This window comes from Arenibacter certesii DSM 19833, assembly GCF_000429545.1.
Taxonomy (GTDB): domain Bacteria; phylum Bacteroidota; class Bacteroidia; order Flavobacteriales; family Flavobacteriaceae; genus Arenibacter; species Arenibacter certesii.
In genome coordinates this window covers 158,359-175,860 of sequence record NZ_AUCB01000008.1, presented here as the reverse complement: position 1 = coordinate 175,860, position 17,502 = coordinate 158,359, and the positions used below count along the sequence as shown (strand labels likewise).

The following is a 17,502-nucleotide window of genomic DNA, read 5'->3' as shown; positions in this document are numbered from 1 at the left end:
ACGGATCCAGATGGTGATGCCATGACCTATTCGGCTGTTAATCTTCCAAGTGGGCTAAGTATAAATGCCAACACCGGACTTATCAGTGGTACGATCGCCAATGGCGCTTCAACCAACAGTCCATATGCTGTAGCGGTAACGGTAACAGACGATGGTACTCCTGTGGAGTTTACTGTGGTGACCTTTACTTGGAACGTAACAGTAGTGTCAGTGAACCAGGCACCTGTGGTGACCAATCCTGGAGTACAGAACAATGTGGAAGGAGCTGTAGTTTCCTTACAGGTTACTGCGACGGATCCAGATGGTGATGCTTTGACCTATTCGGCAGTTGGTCTTCCAAGTGGGCTAAGTATAAATGCCAACACCGGACTTATCAGTGGTACAATCGCCAATGGCGCTTCAACCAACAGTCTATATGCTGTAGCGGTAACGGTAACGGACAATGGTACTCCTGTGGAGTCTACTATGGTTTCGTATACTTGGAATATCATGGAGTTTATAGAAAACCAAGCACCAGTGGCTGTTATTTCTGTAAATGAAACTTCAGGGATAGCTCCACTTACTGTTTCTTTTGATGGAAGTAATTCTTTTGATGATATAGAAATAGTAGGTTATCTATGGGACTTTAAAGACGGGAATACAAGTGAGGAGATTAATCCTGTTCATATATTTGAAAAGCCAGGTACCTATAGAGTAGAGCTTACCGTCTCTGATGGATTCTTAAAAGATACCGAAGTGATAACCATAACGGTGAAGGATAAGAAAGAAGAAGAGAAAATGAAGGTTATAATTGCGCCTAACCCTGCTAGGGAATTGGCACGAGTATATTTACTAAACGCTCCGACTGAAGTGGTGAAGTTTATTTATATTCACGATTCAACAGGAAGATATATCAATACTATCGTAGCACCGCAATTGGTCAATGATCATTATGCTGTACCAATAGCAATGTTGCATGATGGAGTTTATTATATAACCATGGTTATGGAAAGTGGTAAATCACTACCGGTGAGACTTTTGGTTAAGAATTAATAATCTGTTGAGAATAAAAAGGGGAGTAGCCAAATTTTAGGCTACTCCCCTTTTTTATTTCCACCTCCCGTTACATATTAAATTTCCTTGAGCAAGGAATTTAAGTATGATGAAACAGTATTTTTATTTTCTATTTTGTTTCTTACTGGTTAATAATAAAAATCATCGATTGTTTTTTCGATTACAGGTAGTAGCAACTTAAGGTGCTTATCGCTGATTTGCATCTCCTTTAAACATTTAAATTGATGTAGGTTGTGTATGTCGGAGGCAGCATAGTCTATTAATCCATCACGTAACAATTTGTACGCTTTTTTCTGTACCTCTTTCCCATAATAATCACTTAGAGATAGCAGATTTAGCTGTAATAAAATACCACTATTCTTGAACTTTTGAAATTTGGAGGAATTGATATGTAAAAAATTATACCTTTCCGGGTGGGCCAATATAGGGAAATACCTGTGGGAAGCTATTTTTTCAATAGCCTGGTCAAAATTGATCGGTGGTTGTAAATAGGACATCTCGACCAATAAATATCTATTTCGCAGGGACATTTCCTTGTTCTGTTCTAATAGGATTTCAAAATTAGCATCTATCATATGTTCAGCTGCTATATCTAGGCTAATATCTTTGATTCCTTTTTGCAACAAATAATCTAATACTTTCTTCTGCGCATTATGGATGCTTTCACTATCATTTGGATAGTAATTGTGCATAATATGCGGCGTTGCTATTATTTTCTTAATGCCTATAGAAGCAAATCCTTCTATTAGAGCAAAAGAATCTTCAACAGTCTTGGCACCATCATCTATGCCCGGTAAAATGTGGTTATGCATATCCACAAAATTGCCAAGATGATCGATTAAAAATTTCTTCCTACTAAAAAAATGGAACATCAATAATAAATTTTGACCAAAAATAGTACTTCTTTTGGGAAAAAGACGATGGAATTAAATGTCATATTTCATATTTTCCTAGGTTAATAAAATGAGGCCCTTGTATATTCTTTTTGTTAATGCCCATACCACAACGGTTATAAATAATTTTAACCTTACTAATTTTGAATGATAATGTTATTTTATTTTTTCCTAATCTTAGTTCTAGTAATAATAATTTTATTGTTTTTGCATTGTTAGATCAATCCTCTTTAGTGTTTAATTCGAAATGATTTATAACGTTTATATTTCCAAGCACGGACTTTTAAATTGGAATAAAATTTTTGTTTTCCTATCGATTTAGAATGCCGCTTTTCTGTAAAATATATATGAATAATTACTTACAATTCATATTAGGGCTATTTTTCTGACAGTTAGATGTTACTATATGATAAGGTTTATTCTTGTCTTTTTGTGGGATTAAGTAACTGAAAATGAGGTTTATAGTATTTGAACGTCTACATTGACACCTTATCGATAATACCTTGTAATCCATTGGTTTTTTAACAAAACACAGTATTTTTAAGAATATTACTTCCCCCTTTTTTCTTTTCAAATTTTCGATTTCCCTCTCATTAAGGAAAATTTGATCACAGTCATATTCAATTCTACCTAATTATGAGAAATGAGATTAGAATTTTCCCTGTTTTTGTTATTGCAATTTGGTATCGTATTTTCATACTACAGAAAACAATCAGCCGCGCTTCAATGTGCAATGTAATTTGTGTACTGTTATTACAATTTGCATTTTATCAATCCACAGCACAACTTCCAACTGAGTTTCAGAAAGTGGATTTACTTACTGGGCTTGGGAACGCTACAATGATGAGGTTTGCTCCAGACGGGAGGATCTTTGTAATAGACCGCTATGGCGAATTATTGATCTATAAACCTTTAACACAGTCAACCGTTTCGGCAGGTACTTTACCTGTGTTTCACGGTTTTGAGGATGGTTTTCTAGGTCTTGCATTTGACCCAAATTTTGCTTCCAATCAGAAGATATATATCTATTATTCCCTAATCTCCACTCCTGCTAACAGAATCTCTCAGTTTAGTATGAATGGGGATATTTTGGATTTGTCCTCTGAAGTCCCCATGATGGAATGGCCAGTTCAGCGAGTTAATTCGTATCATGCTGCGGGTGATATGGCATTCGATTCACAAGGGAACCTATATATTGCAATTGGCGATAATGCTAATCATGGTCTTTATGGGGCCATTGATGAGGGCAACTCAAATAATAGTGCAGAGAGGACCTCTGCAAATACGAATGATCTTCGTGGAAAGATAATACGAATTAAACCAAATGCTGGGAATGGTAGTTATACTATTCCTAATGGTAACCTATTCCCAGGAGGTGTTGGTGGATTGCCAGAGATTTATGTAATGGGAACACGTAATCCCTATCGGATATTTGTTGACAAAGATAATACAGATTGGCTATTTTGGGGAGAAGTGGGGCCAGATGCTAATGTAGCTAGTGCAATGGGTCCAGAAGGGCGGGATGAAATTAATTTAACCAAAGAGGCGGGGAATTATGGGTGGCCTTATTTTTCTGGGGCATTTAATGATCCGTACCAAGTTAATTATAGAACGCCTTCTCCTTACTACAATGATCCATCAGCACCAGAAAATACTTCTAAATGGAATACAGGTGCCACTTTATTGCCTGAAGCTAAACCAGCATGGATAGAATTTTTTCACAAAAGTTACTTTGCGGGCCCTAGATATTATTATGATGGGAACGCTACCGATCAGCAAAGGTTACCTATAGAATTTGACGGTCTATTTTTCTATTATGATTTTAATACGAGTCAAATATGGGCAGTAGAAATAGACGTTACAGGGAATGTTTTGAGCAATCAAAAGTGGGCTCCTACAGTATTCCCAAGTTCTGCCAAAGGCTTTATTGATATGAAGATAGGTCCGGATGGCCATCTGTATATTTTGGAGTATGGTACTGGATGCTGTCCCCAAAATTCAGGGACGGGTAAATTGGTTAGGGTCGATTATACGGGAATAAGCACCAATTCTCCACCTAGTGTGGTAATCAATGCAGACGTGACCAGTGGCTCCCTACCTTTGACAGTCAACTTTACTAGTACTGGAACCGTAGATCCAAATGGGGATTCGCCCTTATCCTATGCATGGGACTTTCAGACTAACGGAACCGTGGAAGCGACCACTGCGAACGCATCTTATACTTTTACCGTTGCCGGCACCTATAATGTTCAATTACGGGTAGACGATGGTAAGGGTGGTGTGGGTGTGCAAAACGTAACCATTCACGCCGGAAACAACGCGGCCACTTTTACATTTAACTCGCCATTGGATGGTGGATTTGTAGGTTGGGGCGATGATATTATATTAGATTTATTCGTCAGTGATTTGGAAGATGGTAGCACCGATTCGGGCATAGATTGTACCAATGTATCCGTGGTCCCCTCTTTGGGACATTTGAACCATTTTCATGACGGGGCTACTGTAAATGGGTGTCCCCAGACCTTGACACTACAATATGAAGGTCATGATATTGATGGGGGAGCGGATCTTTTTTATGTTATTGGAACACATTATACCGATCAAGGTGGCCTACAGGCTTTTGATCAGATCCAAATGCACCCAAGGCGAAAGGAGGCAGAATATTATGATACTCAAAGTGGGGTGGAAATCATTGCCAATACAGATCCGGATTTAGGTGGGGTAGAGGCTATCCGTGTAGACAACAATAGTTATATTTCATTTTTAGGACGTAATCTTTTTAATATAAATTCCGTTAAGTATCGAGTGGCTTCCACCATGGTTGGCGGCACTATTGAGTTAAGGACCGGTAGTACTAATGGTCCGCTGGTGTCTACTACTGTTGTTCCAACTACAGGAGGTCTAAACAATTGGACGTATATAGAATCTTCATTTACCGCCCCGGTGGGAAAGCATGATCTATTCTTCGTCTTTAAGAGTAATTCGAGCAGCCAAGATATTTTTGATGTAAATTTTGTGGAGTTTATCGGTGCCGGGGTGTCTATTGATAATTCTCCACCGCTGGTCAATAGTGTTAAATCCATCAACACTTCAAAAGTTAAGGTCGTTTTTTCTGAATATGTAACTCAAACTTCCGCCTCGCAAGTTTCCAATTATTTTATGGATAATGGAATTAGTATATCCTCCGCAGTTTTGCAACCAGATGATCGTTCCGTAGTACTAACCGTTTCCCCCTTAAACCCAGATACTACCTACAACCTTCAAATAAGTAATGTAGAAAATATCTCAGGTTTGGCAATTATAACAGGAAGCTACTCTTTTTCCACCATTGGTTCTATTAGGATTAATGTAGGTGGTCCTCAAGTGATCCTAGATTCCAATAATTTTGTTGCGGATCAATTTGTTACTGGAGGTAGTTTATATAGTTCATCGGCACCCATTGCAGGAACTAATGACGATGCCCTTTACCAAACCGAGCGTTACGGCGCTTTTACCTATGAGATACCGGTTCCCGAATCTGGGGATTATGATATAAGACTGCATTTTGCAGAGCTATATTACGGAGTAGGATCTCAATCTGGAGGTCCTGGATCTCGGGTATTCAATGTTAGCATAGAGGGGACTCAGGTCTTGGCGAATTTCGATATCCTGACAGAGGTGGCTCCAGCCACCGCCCTGCGAAAAGAATTCGATAACATTTCTGTTGTAGATGGATTTGTCACAATACAATTTTCGAAGGTTATTGAAAATGCAAAGCTATCGGGAATAGAAATCCTATCGCCCTCAACATTTGGTAATATTCCTAATATTAGTATTACATCCCCCTCTAACGGTGCGAATGTTAATGAAACGTTTGATGTGAATTTTTCGGTAGAGAATTGGACGATAGAGGAAGGTGGAACACATTTGCATTATTCCATAGACGGACAATTAGTGGGACCGCATTATAATAATGGTCCGATTACTATTGACGGTCTAAGTTTGGGAAGTCATACTATACTTTTGGAACTCTATGATGTTGGTCACGTTCCCACAGGGGTATTTGATGAAATATCAGTTAATGTTCAGGATCAGGTAGTATGTAATGCCACTTCCTTTCCTAATTCCTGGACCGTTCATCAATTGGGAACAAATCCTTATACAGCTGTATATACCATTCCAGACCATGATCTGGATGGTGATGGTCTAAAGGATATAGTTACTGGAGGATGGTGGTACAAAAACCCTGGATCCGCTTCGGGTAATTGGATTAAAAGCACCATCGGTGGGAACTTTGGAAATGTAGTGCATGTATACGACTTTGACGGAGACGGGCATATGGACTTACTAGGTACTGCCTTAGGATCTGGGGCAGGAAATGAATACAAAAGTAAGGTATTGTTATGGGCCAAAAATGACGGCTCAGGTAATTTTACGGTTTATAATAACATACCGGCAGGCAGCACTACGTATTACGAACCTTTTTTGGCAGGTATCGCTGGTGGCAATTTTGGTCTGGGAAGTCCGTACCAAATGGCAATCAATTGGAATGGAGCAGAATCTCCAAACTATGCCTCTCCAGTTCAATTGCTAACCCCATCAGCAGATCCAACCACGGGGATGTGGACTTTGGTAAATATCAGCAACGATTCCTCGGGTGAGGATATAAAGGCGGGAGATATAGATGGTGATGGAGACCTAGATCTTTTCCAAGGCATAAATTGGTTAAGAAATAATGGAAATGGAATATGGACAACTTTCTCTACAGGGATAACCTACGATACTACTCCAGATCGCATTCAATTGGCGGATTTTAATGGTGATGGGAGATTAGACGCGGTAGTAGGTCAACTAGGAGTTGGCGGTAGTGGTACTAACCGCTCTGAATTCGCTTGGTTCGAGGCCCCTGCAGACCCTACCCAGCCGTGGATAAGACATGTATTGAGCACCTCGGTGACTGGTAGTCTAAGTGTGTTTGCGATCGATATCGATTTTGATCAGGATATAGATATTGTGGTGGGGGAGTGGTTAGGTAGTAGACGTTTGATCGCTTTTGAAAATGATCTATGCAGTACCGGAGCCTGGATAACACATATTCTTGATGACGGAGCATTGAACTTGGAACATCATGATGGGGCTATGGTTACCGATATAGATAATGACGGGGATCTAGATGTGATCTCCAATGGATGGACTGTCCATAAGCAGCCACGTATTTATGAAAATACTACCATAACCAGCGGAAGTCAGAATCCGCTGGCAAATGCCGGTAACGACAAGATCATAACCTTGCCAGGTACTACTAGTGCAACCTTTAATGGAACGGGAACGGATCCCGATGGCGGGGTAATTGTCTCCTACGAATGGACACAACAGAGTGGTCCCAATATGGCAAGTTTAAGCGGGGAGAATACCACGAACCTTACCGTAACAGGATTGATTGCAGGGACCTATGTATTTAGACTCACAGTTACCGACGATGAGAACGAAACAGGTACAGATGACGTTAAGCTTATGGTGCAGACCAGTGGAAGTTCTGCACCTTTGGTTAGTGCTGGTACGGACCAGTCCATAACATTACCAACCAATAACATTATATTGAACGGAACCGGAAGTGATCCTGATGGAGGTGCCGTAAACTTTTTATGGACCAAGGTAAGCGGTCCCACTGCGGCGTTGAGCGGGACTACAACTGCTTCCTTGACCGCCAATAATCTGGTAGAGGGGAGCTATGTATTTAGGTTAACAGTTACAGATGATGAGAACGACACCTCCTTTGACGAGGTGGGGTTAACAGTGCTTCCACAACCTTCAAGCGGCTTTGCCCTAAGAATTAATGCCGGTGGACCACAGGTAACACTAGGGACGGATAATTTTGCTGCAGATCAATATGCTTCTGGGGGAAGTTTATATAGTGCTTCGGTTGCCATTGGTGGCACCCAGGATGATGAGCTTTACCAAACGGAACGCTATGGTGCCTTTACCTATGAAATACCAGTTCCCCAATCTGGAGAATATGATATTAAATTGCATTTTGCTGAACTTTATTTTGGTGTAGGTAGTAAGCCTGGAGGTCCTGGATCCCGAGTATTCAATGTAAGTATAGAAGGAAATCCAGTCCTTGTTGATTTCGACATCCTATCCGAGGTTTCACCTGCCACCATCCTACTAAAGACTTTTAATAAGGTGGTTATAACAGATGGATTTGCGACAATTCAATTTTCAAAAGTTATCGAAAATCCGAAGATATCCGGTATCGAGGTATTGGGTAGCGGTAGTTCCAGTAGTCCGCCCATTGCGAATGCGGGAGCCGACAAGACGATAACCTTGCCTACAAATAGTACGATTTTTAACGGAACGGGAACCGATCCCGATGGTGGTGCGATAAGTACGTACCAATGGACCCAGGTCAGTGGTCCTAATACGGCGAGTTTGAGCGGTGCGAATACGCCAGATCTTAGTGTGGGTGGATTGGTAGCAGGGAACTATGTTTTCAGGCTTACGGTCACGGACGATCAGAACGAAACAGGTACGGATGACTTTTCACTTGTGGTCCAGCCCGCTGGTGGCGCTGCGCCCATTGCGAATGCGGGAGCCAACAAGACGATAACCTTGCCTACAAATAGTACCACCTTTACTGGAACGGGAACCGATCCCGATGGTGGTGCGATAAGTACGTACCAATGGTCCCAGGTCAGTGGTCCCAATACGGCGAGTTTGAGCGGTGCGAATACGCCAGATCTTACTGTGGGTGGATTGGTAGCAGGGAACTATGTTTTCAGGCTTACGGTCACGGACGATCAGAACGAAACAGGTACGGATGACGTTTCACTTGTGGTCCAGCCCGCTGGTGGCGCTGCGCCCATTGCCAATGCTGGTGCCGACAAGACAATAACCTTGCCCACAAATAGTACCACCTTTATTGGAACGGGCAGTGACCCTGATGGAGGTACCGTAAGTTATTTTTGGACCAAGATTAGCGGTCCCACTGCTGTGTTGAGCGGGACTGCAACAGCTTCCTTGACCGCCGGTAGTCTGGTGGAGGGCAGCTATGTGTTTAGGTTGACGGTCACAGATGATGAGAACGATACGTCCTTTGACGAGGTTGGGCTAACAGTGCTTCCACCAACTACCAACAGCTTTGCCCTTAGGATCAATGCGGGTGGACCACAGACTACCTATAACGGGAATGTTTTTGAAGCGGACCAGTACTTTGATGTAGGTACTTCATTGGATCGTCCTCAAACGGGACTCTCCCAACCTTACCGTACCCTACGCTACAGTTCCAGTATGGTCATGGGATATAACCTTCCTGTACCCAATGGCCAGTACACGGTACTACTTCATTTTGCTGAGAATTGGTTCGGAGCCACTGGCGGAGGTGCAGGAGGGGTTGGCAGTCGTGTGTTCGATATTAGCATGGAAGGCCAATTGGTAGAGGATAACCTAGATGTGTACGCCGAAGCAGGGGCGCAGACCAAATTGGTGAAGTCCTACACGGTAACTGTAACGGGCGGGATCCTAGATCTTGATTTCTCCTCCCTTGCGGGGAATGGAGGTGTTAAACACCCTATCATCAATGCTATCGAGGTATTGGGTGATAGTGGTACTAATGGTCCACAGGGAGTCGCATCAAAAGGAGCTGACGCAATTTCCACGGTTTCCTCTAATATTCAAATTGAAAATAGTGAAGATGTCTCAAAATCGATGCATATTGTAAGCATTGCACCTAATCCTGCAAATTCAATCGTGGTTGTAACATTATGGGACAGTTCATTGGAAATAATAGCTTTCAGTCTCCACGATATAGGTGGTCGCCTGATAGGAAGGGTCAAAGCGTTGGAATCTAAATCGTTAGGCGGGGTAAGTAGTTATGACGTTTCGCATATTGAAAGCGGATTGTATATTATTAATATTACTACCAACAATGGTATTAGTTCTAGACATAAATTAATAATCAATAGGTAGGGAATACGTGTACTGTTAATTTTAAAAAAATATAAAGATACTTTTTGGTCACTTTCCTAAAACAATAGGAAAATCAAGAGCTGAAGGTTTTGTTCTGTACCCGTACTTGTATACATGTTTTTTCAATGATAGCCTATGATAAGACTGAAAACCAATTATTTTATTCCTGCTTTAGAGGGAATAATTGGTTTGTAACACAAATCCAGTTTTTTTGGTTTCTAATCCCATTCTAAATAAGCTGAAATAGCTGCTTCTAATTGCATTAAAATTTATAGATTATAGTAAGCGTATTGCACAATTAAGACATAGGCCTTTGGTCAATTGAGTTTTAGAACGGCGCTAGTGTTTGTTTTAAGAAATTAGGATGTACATATATTTGTTATCTTAATATGGTTTATTCTATTTATTCCTCCATTACCAACTGCAGTACCAATCACAAATAAACAATTCAACTGTTCTCTTTTAAAACGAATAAAAAAAGAATAGATCCAAAATTATAGCTGATTATTTTTATGAAATGTCTAAGGATGTAGTCTAAAATTACATCCGTGTAGATGATGTAGTATTAGGATAGATAACAACATTTATCACCTTATAAAAATGTAATATACTTCTAGATTTAAAGGGAATTTTACTACTTTAAAATAGGCCTAAGATGCTATAATCCATTTAAAATATGTAGTAAATAATTTTTGGTTTTTTATTATAAAAAAGGAAGTAGTTAAAATATTGTTTTTATCCACTTTCCGCCAAATTAGTTTTATAACCTACTTGGTTGTAATTGTACGCTTAGGTCAATTTGTGCAGGAATTTGAGTGTTGGTCGTATAGGTTTTAAAAAGAACAATTTCAGCATTTAATCGTCTAATTGAATCAACTTACCTGATTTACAATTCTATTTGAAAATTGATTTTTATTTCTTCTTAACTTTAATAGTATTCCTCCAGGATTACACTCTCCTCATTTTTTCATTAGGGTTAAATCGAACATAAGTTATGGTGAATCTCTACTTTTTTATTAGATTTCGATTATTTTTCATTCTTATATTTTTGGCAGCCTTTCATATACCAGAGATACGAGCTCAAGTCAATTTTCAACAAAGTACTTTAAATTTTAATGGGAAAGGATCTGTTCTTAACGGCACTTCGTTAATGTTCGGTCCTGATGGAAGACTTTATGTTGCCGAATATCAAGGACTAATCAAAATTTATACAATTCAAAGAAATGGACCTGGTAACTACGTAGTACTGAATACTGAGGTGCTGAATGGTATTCAGGATATAACGAACCATAATGATAATGGTACTATATTTTCCAGTAATTTACGTGAGACTGTTGGTCTAACGGTTGGGGGTACGGCGACCCATCCCGTAATTTATGTGTCTTCAAGCGACTACCGCATTGGTGGCGGCACCGGGGGAGGTAATGGCGATATTGGTTTGGACACAAACTCCGGGGTTATTACCCGTTTTAGCTGGAGCGGGACTTCTTGGACAGTAGTAGACTTAGTCCGTGGTCTACCGCGCTCGGAAGAGAACCATGCCACTAATGGCCTGGAATTGGTAACGGTTAACGGCAAGGAGTACTTATTAGTAGCGCAAGGAGGGCACACTAACGCAGGTGCTCCATCGGCCGGTTTTGCTTATACGGCGGAGTATGCCCTATCGGCCGCTATTCTATCTATAAACCTTAGTATGATAAATACCTTGCCAATATTGAGCGATAATGGCAGAAATTATATTTATGATATCCCTACACTTGACGACCCTACCCGGGCTAATGCCAATGGGATAACCGATCCTGGTATAGGAGGTTATAATGGGGTGGATGTGAACGACCCATGGGGAGGCAATGATGGACTTAATCAGGCAATGGTAATTCCCGGAGGGCCAGTGCAGATATTTTCCCCAGGTTACCGTAATGCCTATGACCTTGTTGTGACCAATGGGGGTGCGGTATATGTAACGGATAATGGTGCCAACGGTGGCTGGGGCGGTTTTCCTATGAATGAGGGAATGTCCGGCGCAGTAAATAATAATTATGATCCTTTGGAGCCAGGGAGCAGCACTGCGTCTGGTGGTGAAATGGTAAACAATGAGGACCATCTGAGCCTGGTGACTACCAATATACAAAATTATAGTTTTGGAGGCTTTTATGGTGGACATCCCAATCCTACAAGGGCTAATCCATTAGGGGCGGGACTTTATACCAACCCATCGTTGAACGGTACTGCAGGTGCTGTGTTTCGTACGCTAAAGTATGATCCTAGTAATCCAGGTCCAGGATACACCAGTAATCCAAATGTCGCATTACCTGCAAACTGGCCTCCGGTACCTGTGGGCAGTGCAAATATAGCGGAAGGTGATTGGAGGGGACCCGGTATTGCCAACCCGGACGGCCCGGTAGACGCATTGGTAACTATATGGGCAACCAATACTAACGGAATAGATGAGTACACTGCTTCCAATTTTAACAATGCCATGAAAGGCAATTTAATAGCGGGTAAAAATGGAGGCGTACTGAGAAGGGTACAATTGAAGCCTGACGGAAGTTTACAAACCTTAACTTCTTCTTTTGCCTCAGGATTAGGGGGAAATGTTTTAGGAGTTACCTGTAATAGTGATTTAGACAAGTTTCCGGGTACCATATGGCTTGCAACATTCAATTCTGCAATAGTGGTATTAGAGCCACAAGACTTTATAGCTTGCCTAAAGCCTGGAAATCCTGGTTATAATTCCAACGCAGATTACGATAGCGATGGCTATAGCAATCAAGATGAGGAAGATAATGGGACCGATGCCTGTAATGGGGGTTCCCAACCAAATGATTTTGACAAAGTGGCCGGAGGAATTCTGGTTTCCGATCTGAATGACACGGACGATGATAATGATGGAATCCTAGACGCCAATGACCCTTTCCAATTAGGAAATCCCTCCTTAGGGGGTAGCGACGCTTTCTTATTGCCAATCAACAACGAGCTTTTCTCGGATACATCCCTGGGGGGCTATCTAGGTCTAGGGTTAACCGGATTAATGAACAATGGGGAGGCAAACCCCAATTGGCTTAATTGGCTTGATGATAGGAATAACGGTCCAAACCCTAACGATATTCTTGGGGGCGCAATTGGTGCTATGACTATGCAGATGACCTCGGGCACTGCTTTAGGGAATACCAATAGCCAGAAAAAGGGATTTCAATATGGGGTTCAGGTAGATCAAGGGACGGGGACCTTTACGGTATCTGGGAGCTTGATGAATTTTAAAGCACCATTGCAGCTTTACGGAAACGCCTTATCACCCAACGGAGAGCTAGGAATTTTTATTGGCGACGGCACCCAAGCAAACTACATTAAATTTGTGATTACCAAGGCTGGGCTTACAGTACAACAAGAGATCAACAACCTTCCAAAGGCACCAATAAACCTCGCAGTGGCCCCTAATGCAAGGCCCAATAGCGGAGCGACCTTATATTTCGTAGTCAACCCTTCCAACGGACAGATCGCATTGGAATATTCCTTTGATGGTGGTGCTAGAAAACCTTTTGGGACCATTACTGCCCAAGGATCAGTATTGACGGCCATACAACAGGCGGGTAAAGATCTTGCTGTGGGCCTTATTGGCACTTCTAATGCCAATAATGTGGAGCTGGAAGGTACATGGGATTTTTTGAGAGTAGATGCCGGACAGGAAAATTTTGCTTTAAGAATCAATGGGGGAGGAGCGCAAATCAATTCAAACGGTAAGTTGTTTTTATCAGATCAATACTTTGTGGGAGGACAGTCTTATACGAATTCTGCTGCTCTAGTTCCAGTTATGTATCAAACAGAACGATCTTCCTCAACTAAAACATTTTCATATAATATCCCACTTGCTAATGGTAAGTATACTGTAGTTCTGCATTTTGCGGAGATTTATTGGAATGCTATTGGGAAAAGAATCTTTGATGTAAATATGGAAGGAGTATTGGTAATGGATAACTATGATATATATGCCAATGTAGGCGCTGAAACCGTGGTAACCAAGTCCTTCCCGGTAACACTGACAGATGGAATTTTAAATATAAACTTCTCTGCATTAAGTAATGTTGGGGGCGTAGACCAACCCAAAATAGCAGCTATTGAAATTTTAGGTTCTAATTCGCAATTTCTCCCTATTTATATAATTCCTATAGCAGATCAGACCACCGTAACCAATAATCAAATTAGCTTGGGAACTTCTGCTACAGGTGGAGATCCGAATGCTAATTTTTCTTTTAGTATTTCTGGTCAACCTTCTGGTCTTGAAATAGAACCTACTAATGGATTGATCTATGGAACTATTAATGCATCGGCAGTTAATGGTGGCCCAAATGGGAATGGAGTACATTCTGTAATTGTTACTGCTTCTAAGCCAGGTTCCAGCCCTGATAATAGAATGTTTAAATGGACCATTACGAACAGTGCGTTATCTTGGATAGACAAAAATGAGAACGAGAACTATACGGCCCGGCATGAGTGTTCTTTTGTACAGGCGGGAAATAAGTTCTATTTAATGGGGGGCAGGGAAAATGCTAAAACTTTGGATATTTACGACTATTCTAGTAATAGTTGGACGACACTTTTCAATTCTGCTCCAGTAGAGTTTAATCATTATCAAGCCACTGAGTACCAGGGTCTAATATGGGTGATAGGAGCCTTTAAGACCAATATTTTCCCGAATGAGGACCCGGCGGACTTCATTTGGGCCTTTGATCCCGCAGCAAAAAAGTGGATACAGGGCCCTGAAATCCCCATTGCTAGAAGGCGAGGGTCTTCTGGACTGGTGGTGTATAACGACAAGTTTTACATTGTGGGTGGGAACACAATAGGACATAATGGGGGCTATGTTCCCTGGTTTGATGTATATGACCCTGCTACGGGAATCTGGACCCCGTTAGCAAATGCGCCCCGTGCACGTGATCATTTTCATGCTGCGGTAATTGGGAACAAGCTATATGCGGTGGGAGGCCGATTATCTGGAGGAACTGGCGGCACCTTTAAGCCATTAATACCTCAGGTGGACGTGTATAATTTTGCCACTTCTAGTTGGAGTACGCTACCATCTGGCCAAAATATACCCACACCAAGGGCGGCGGCAGCCGTGGCAGTTTTCAACGGTAAACTGATGGTAGTAGGCGGAGAAGTACAGGACGAACAGGTCTATGGAGTGCTCACGACCGATGCAGTCAAGATTACGGAAGAATATAACCCCACCACAGGAAATTGGACGCGATTGGGAAACCTTAATTATGAACGTCATGGCACTCAGGCTATAGTCTCTGGTTCCGGTATATATGTTGTAGGTGGATCTAACAATCTTGGAGGAGGTAACCAAAAGAATATGGAAGTCTACGGTTCGGATACACCTATAGGAAATCCTAGTGTTGCAAGTATCTTATCGGCACCGAGCTCCGTTGTGGTCCAGCATGGTACCAATGCGAGCATATCACTGACAACTTCAGGGGGGAATGTAGGGATAATAGTAAAATCTATGCAGCTCTCTGGTCCCAATGCCAACGAATTTTCCATTGTATCCGGAGGCATCGTAAACGGATTGTTGAAACCAAATAACTCCCATAATATAGCCATAGCGTATACGGGGACATTGTCAAATAGAAATGCAACGCTTACTATAAACCATGGTTCGGCAAACCAACTTCAAGTAGTATTACAGGGTAATAAAGGAAGTTCAGCAACGGGCGTAGTGAGCCTTACCATGGTAAACGCGGATATGGACGTAGATATGTTTAATCTGACTAACGGACAGCAGATCAATGTGGCTACAACGCAAGGAAAAGGACTCAATATAAGGGCCAATACCAACCCAGCCACAGTAGGCAGTGTATTTTTATCTATTACCGGGCCAGTAAACTTTGCTCAGACCGAAGGAGTGGCACCTTATGCGCTATTCGGTGATAATGCAGGGGATTATTTTGGCAAATTATTTCCTTTAGGAAACTACACCATAAGCGCAACAGCCTATAGCGGTTCTGGTGGTAGTGGTAACAATTTAGGTACACTTTCCATTTCATTCTCAATTATTGGCCAGGGAGGGGGAAACCAACCTCCCGTAGCGGTAGCTAGTGCAACACCCTTAAGTGGAAACGCTCCGTTGACCGTAAACTTTACAGGTAGTAATTCTACGGATGACAATGGGGTCACTAGTTACTCATGGAATTTTGGTGATGGTACCGTTCTAGTGTCTACCGCCAACCCCTCCCATACCTATACCACGGGAGGGAGTTATAACGCGGTATTGACCGTGACGGATTCTGGGGGTCTTCAAAATACTAAAACGGTGGCCATAAACGTAGGTGCTGTTTCCCAAAATGGGGTTACAAGTCTCACCTTGGTAAACGCGGATTTGGACGTAGATATGTTTAATCTGACTAACGGACAGCAGATCAATGTGACCACAACGCAGGGAAAAGGACTCAATATAAGGGCCAATACCAACCCAGCCACAGTAGGCAGTGTATTTTTATCTATTACCGGGCCAGTAAACTTTACTCAGACCGAAGGAGTGGCACCTTATGCGCTATTCGGTGATAATGCAGGGGACTATTTTGGTAAATTATTTCCAGTTGGCAATTATACAGTGAACGCCACTCCTTATTCAGGTTCCAATAAAAGTGGTACTACTGGAACCACCATGTCCCTTCAGTTTTCTATCGTATCTCAAATTGCAGCAAAGGGAAGCTCTCCCAGTCGTACTTTTGAAGATTTCTCTTTACAGGAGCAAATGAAAATGGATGAGACTCAAAGAATAAGGTTTTTCCCTAATCCTTCCTCTACGGTATCCAATGTAGAGATATTAGATCCGTTGATAAGGTTAGAATCTATAGTAATTCATGACATAGGTGGACGGATAGTTCAAGAATTTATAGCATCTGACATTAAAATTGATGAATTCTTCTATCAGTTTAGTGTGCAAGATCTCGATAATGGGGTTTATTTGGTCAATTTAATTAACGGTACTACCACGGTTTTCAACTATAAATTGGTAGTGAAAAGATGATAATTTTCCATTTCCTGTGAAGTTGGCACCTTTTATTTTTCTATGACCAGAAGAATTGGTTTTGATTTGTTTACTACCCTTGTTTTTGATTAGCATTCTTACCAAATTTAAATATTACGGAATTGAAGACTTTTAATGTATCAGGGGATCTTCTAACTTCAAATTTAAGAGGCATAAAACGATGTCTTTTTTTAATGTACAAGGCTGTGAAAAAGCCCTTAAAAACTATTTCTTGATTTATTTGATTAACTTTCAGTTAGCATATAAAATGTTTTTATACCCGCAAATAACTGCAGCTTTATGCGTCTAAAAATCAAGAGAATTGTACATTCATGTTTAGTGAAAATCATATGATAAATTATAATGTGACCACCTGTTTATTTATAATAATCGCATTAAATTTTCATATATCTTTGTTTTAACTATACGCAAATAGGTATAGGGTTATGCTATTGAAACTATCATTAAATTTAAGGCTTAAAGTCTATGTGCATTGCACAATAAATACATGGGACTCCAATATTTTGAGTCTTTTACCTAATCGATTATTTTGTTTTAAAAAGGGTGAGGAGTATA

The 17,502-nt window shown here is 41.2% G+C and carries 4 protein-coding genes; 3 read left to right on the top strand and 1 reads right to left on the bottom strand.

The genetic code is table 11. The annotated features are described in order from the left end of the window. A partial coding sequence (locus G466_RS0105185) for a putative Ig domain-containing protein (RefSeq protein ID WP_026812699.1) occupies window positions 1-1,032 on the top strand: 1,032 nt, incomplete at its 5' end. Window positions 1,033-1,181: 149 nt separating this feature from the next. Here G466_RS0105185 and G466_RS0105180 read toward each other — a convergent pair. After that, window positions 1,182-1,925: a tyrosine-protein phosphatase gene (locus tag G466_RS0105180; protein WP_026812698.1), complete on the bottom strand. Its 744-nt coding sequence runs from the start codon at window positions 1,923-1,925 to the stop codon at window positions 1,182-1,184. 747 nt (window positions 1,926-2,672) lie between these two features. On the opposite strand from G466_RS0105180, the gene G466_RS0105175 reads away from it, so the two are divergent. Together G466_RS0105175 and G466_RS21490 are read left to right on the top strand one after the other, a co-directional pair. Next, the gene (locus G466_RS0105175) at window positions 2,673-9,893 is read left to right on the top strand and encodes a PKD domain-containing protein (protein ID WP_026812697.1); all 7,221 of its coding nucleotides are present in this window, start codon (window positions 2,673-2,675) and stop codon (window positions 9,891-9,893) included. A gap of 1,048 nt (window positions 9,894-10,941) precedes the next feature. After that, window positions 10,942-16,926, top strand: coding sequence for a malectin domain-containing carbohydrate-binding protein (locus G466_RS21490; protein ID WP_229797172.1), 5,985 nt, complete (start codon window positions 10,942-10,944; stop codon window positions 16,924-16,926). Window positions 16,927-17,502: the final 576 nt, after the last annotated feature.

What these genes read in the sequence shown, in the direction of transcription:
- G466_RS0105180 (WP_026812698.1), bottom strand. Translation starts at nt 1,925, where the DNA reads ATGTTCCATTTTTTTAGTAGGAAGAAATTTTTAATCGATCATCTTGGC.
- G466_RS0105175 (WP_026812697.1), top strand. Translation starts at nt 2,673, where the DNA reads ATGTGCAATGTAATTTGTGTACTGTTATTACAATTTGCATTTTATCAA.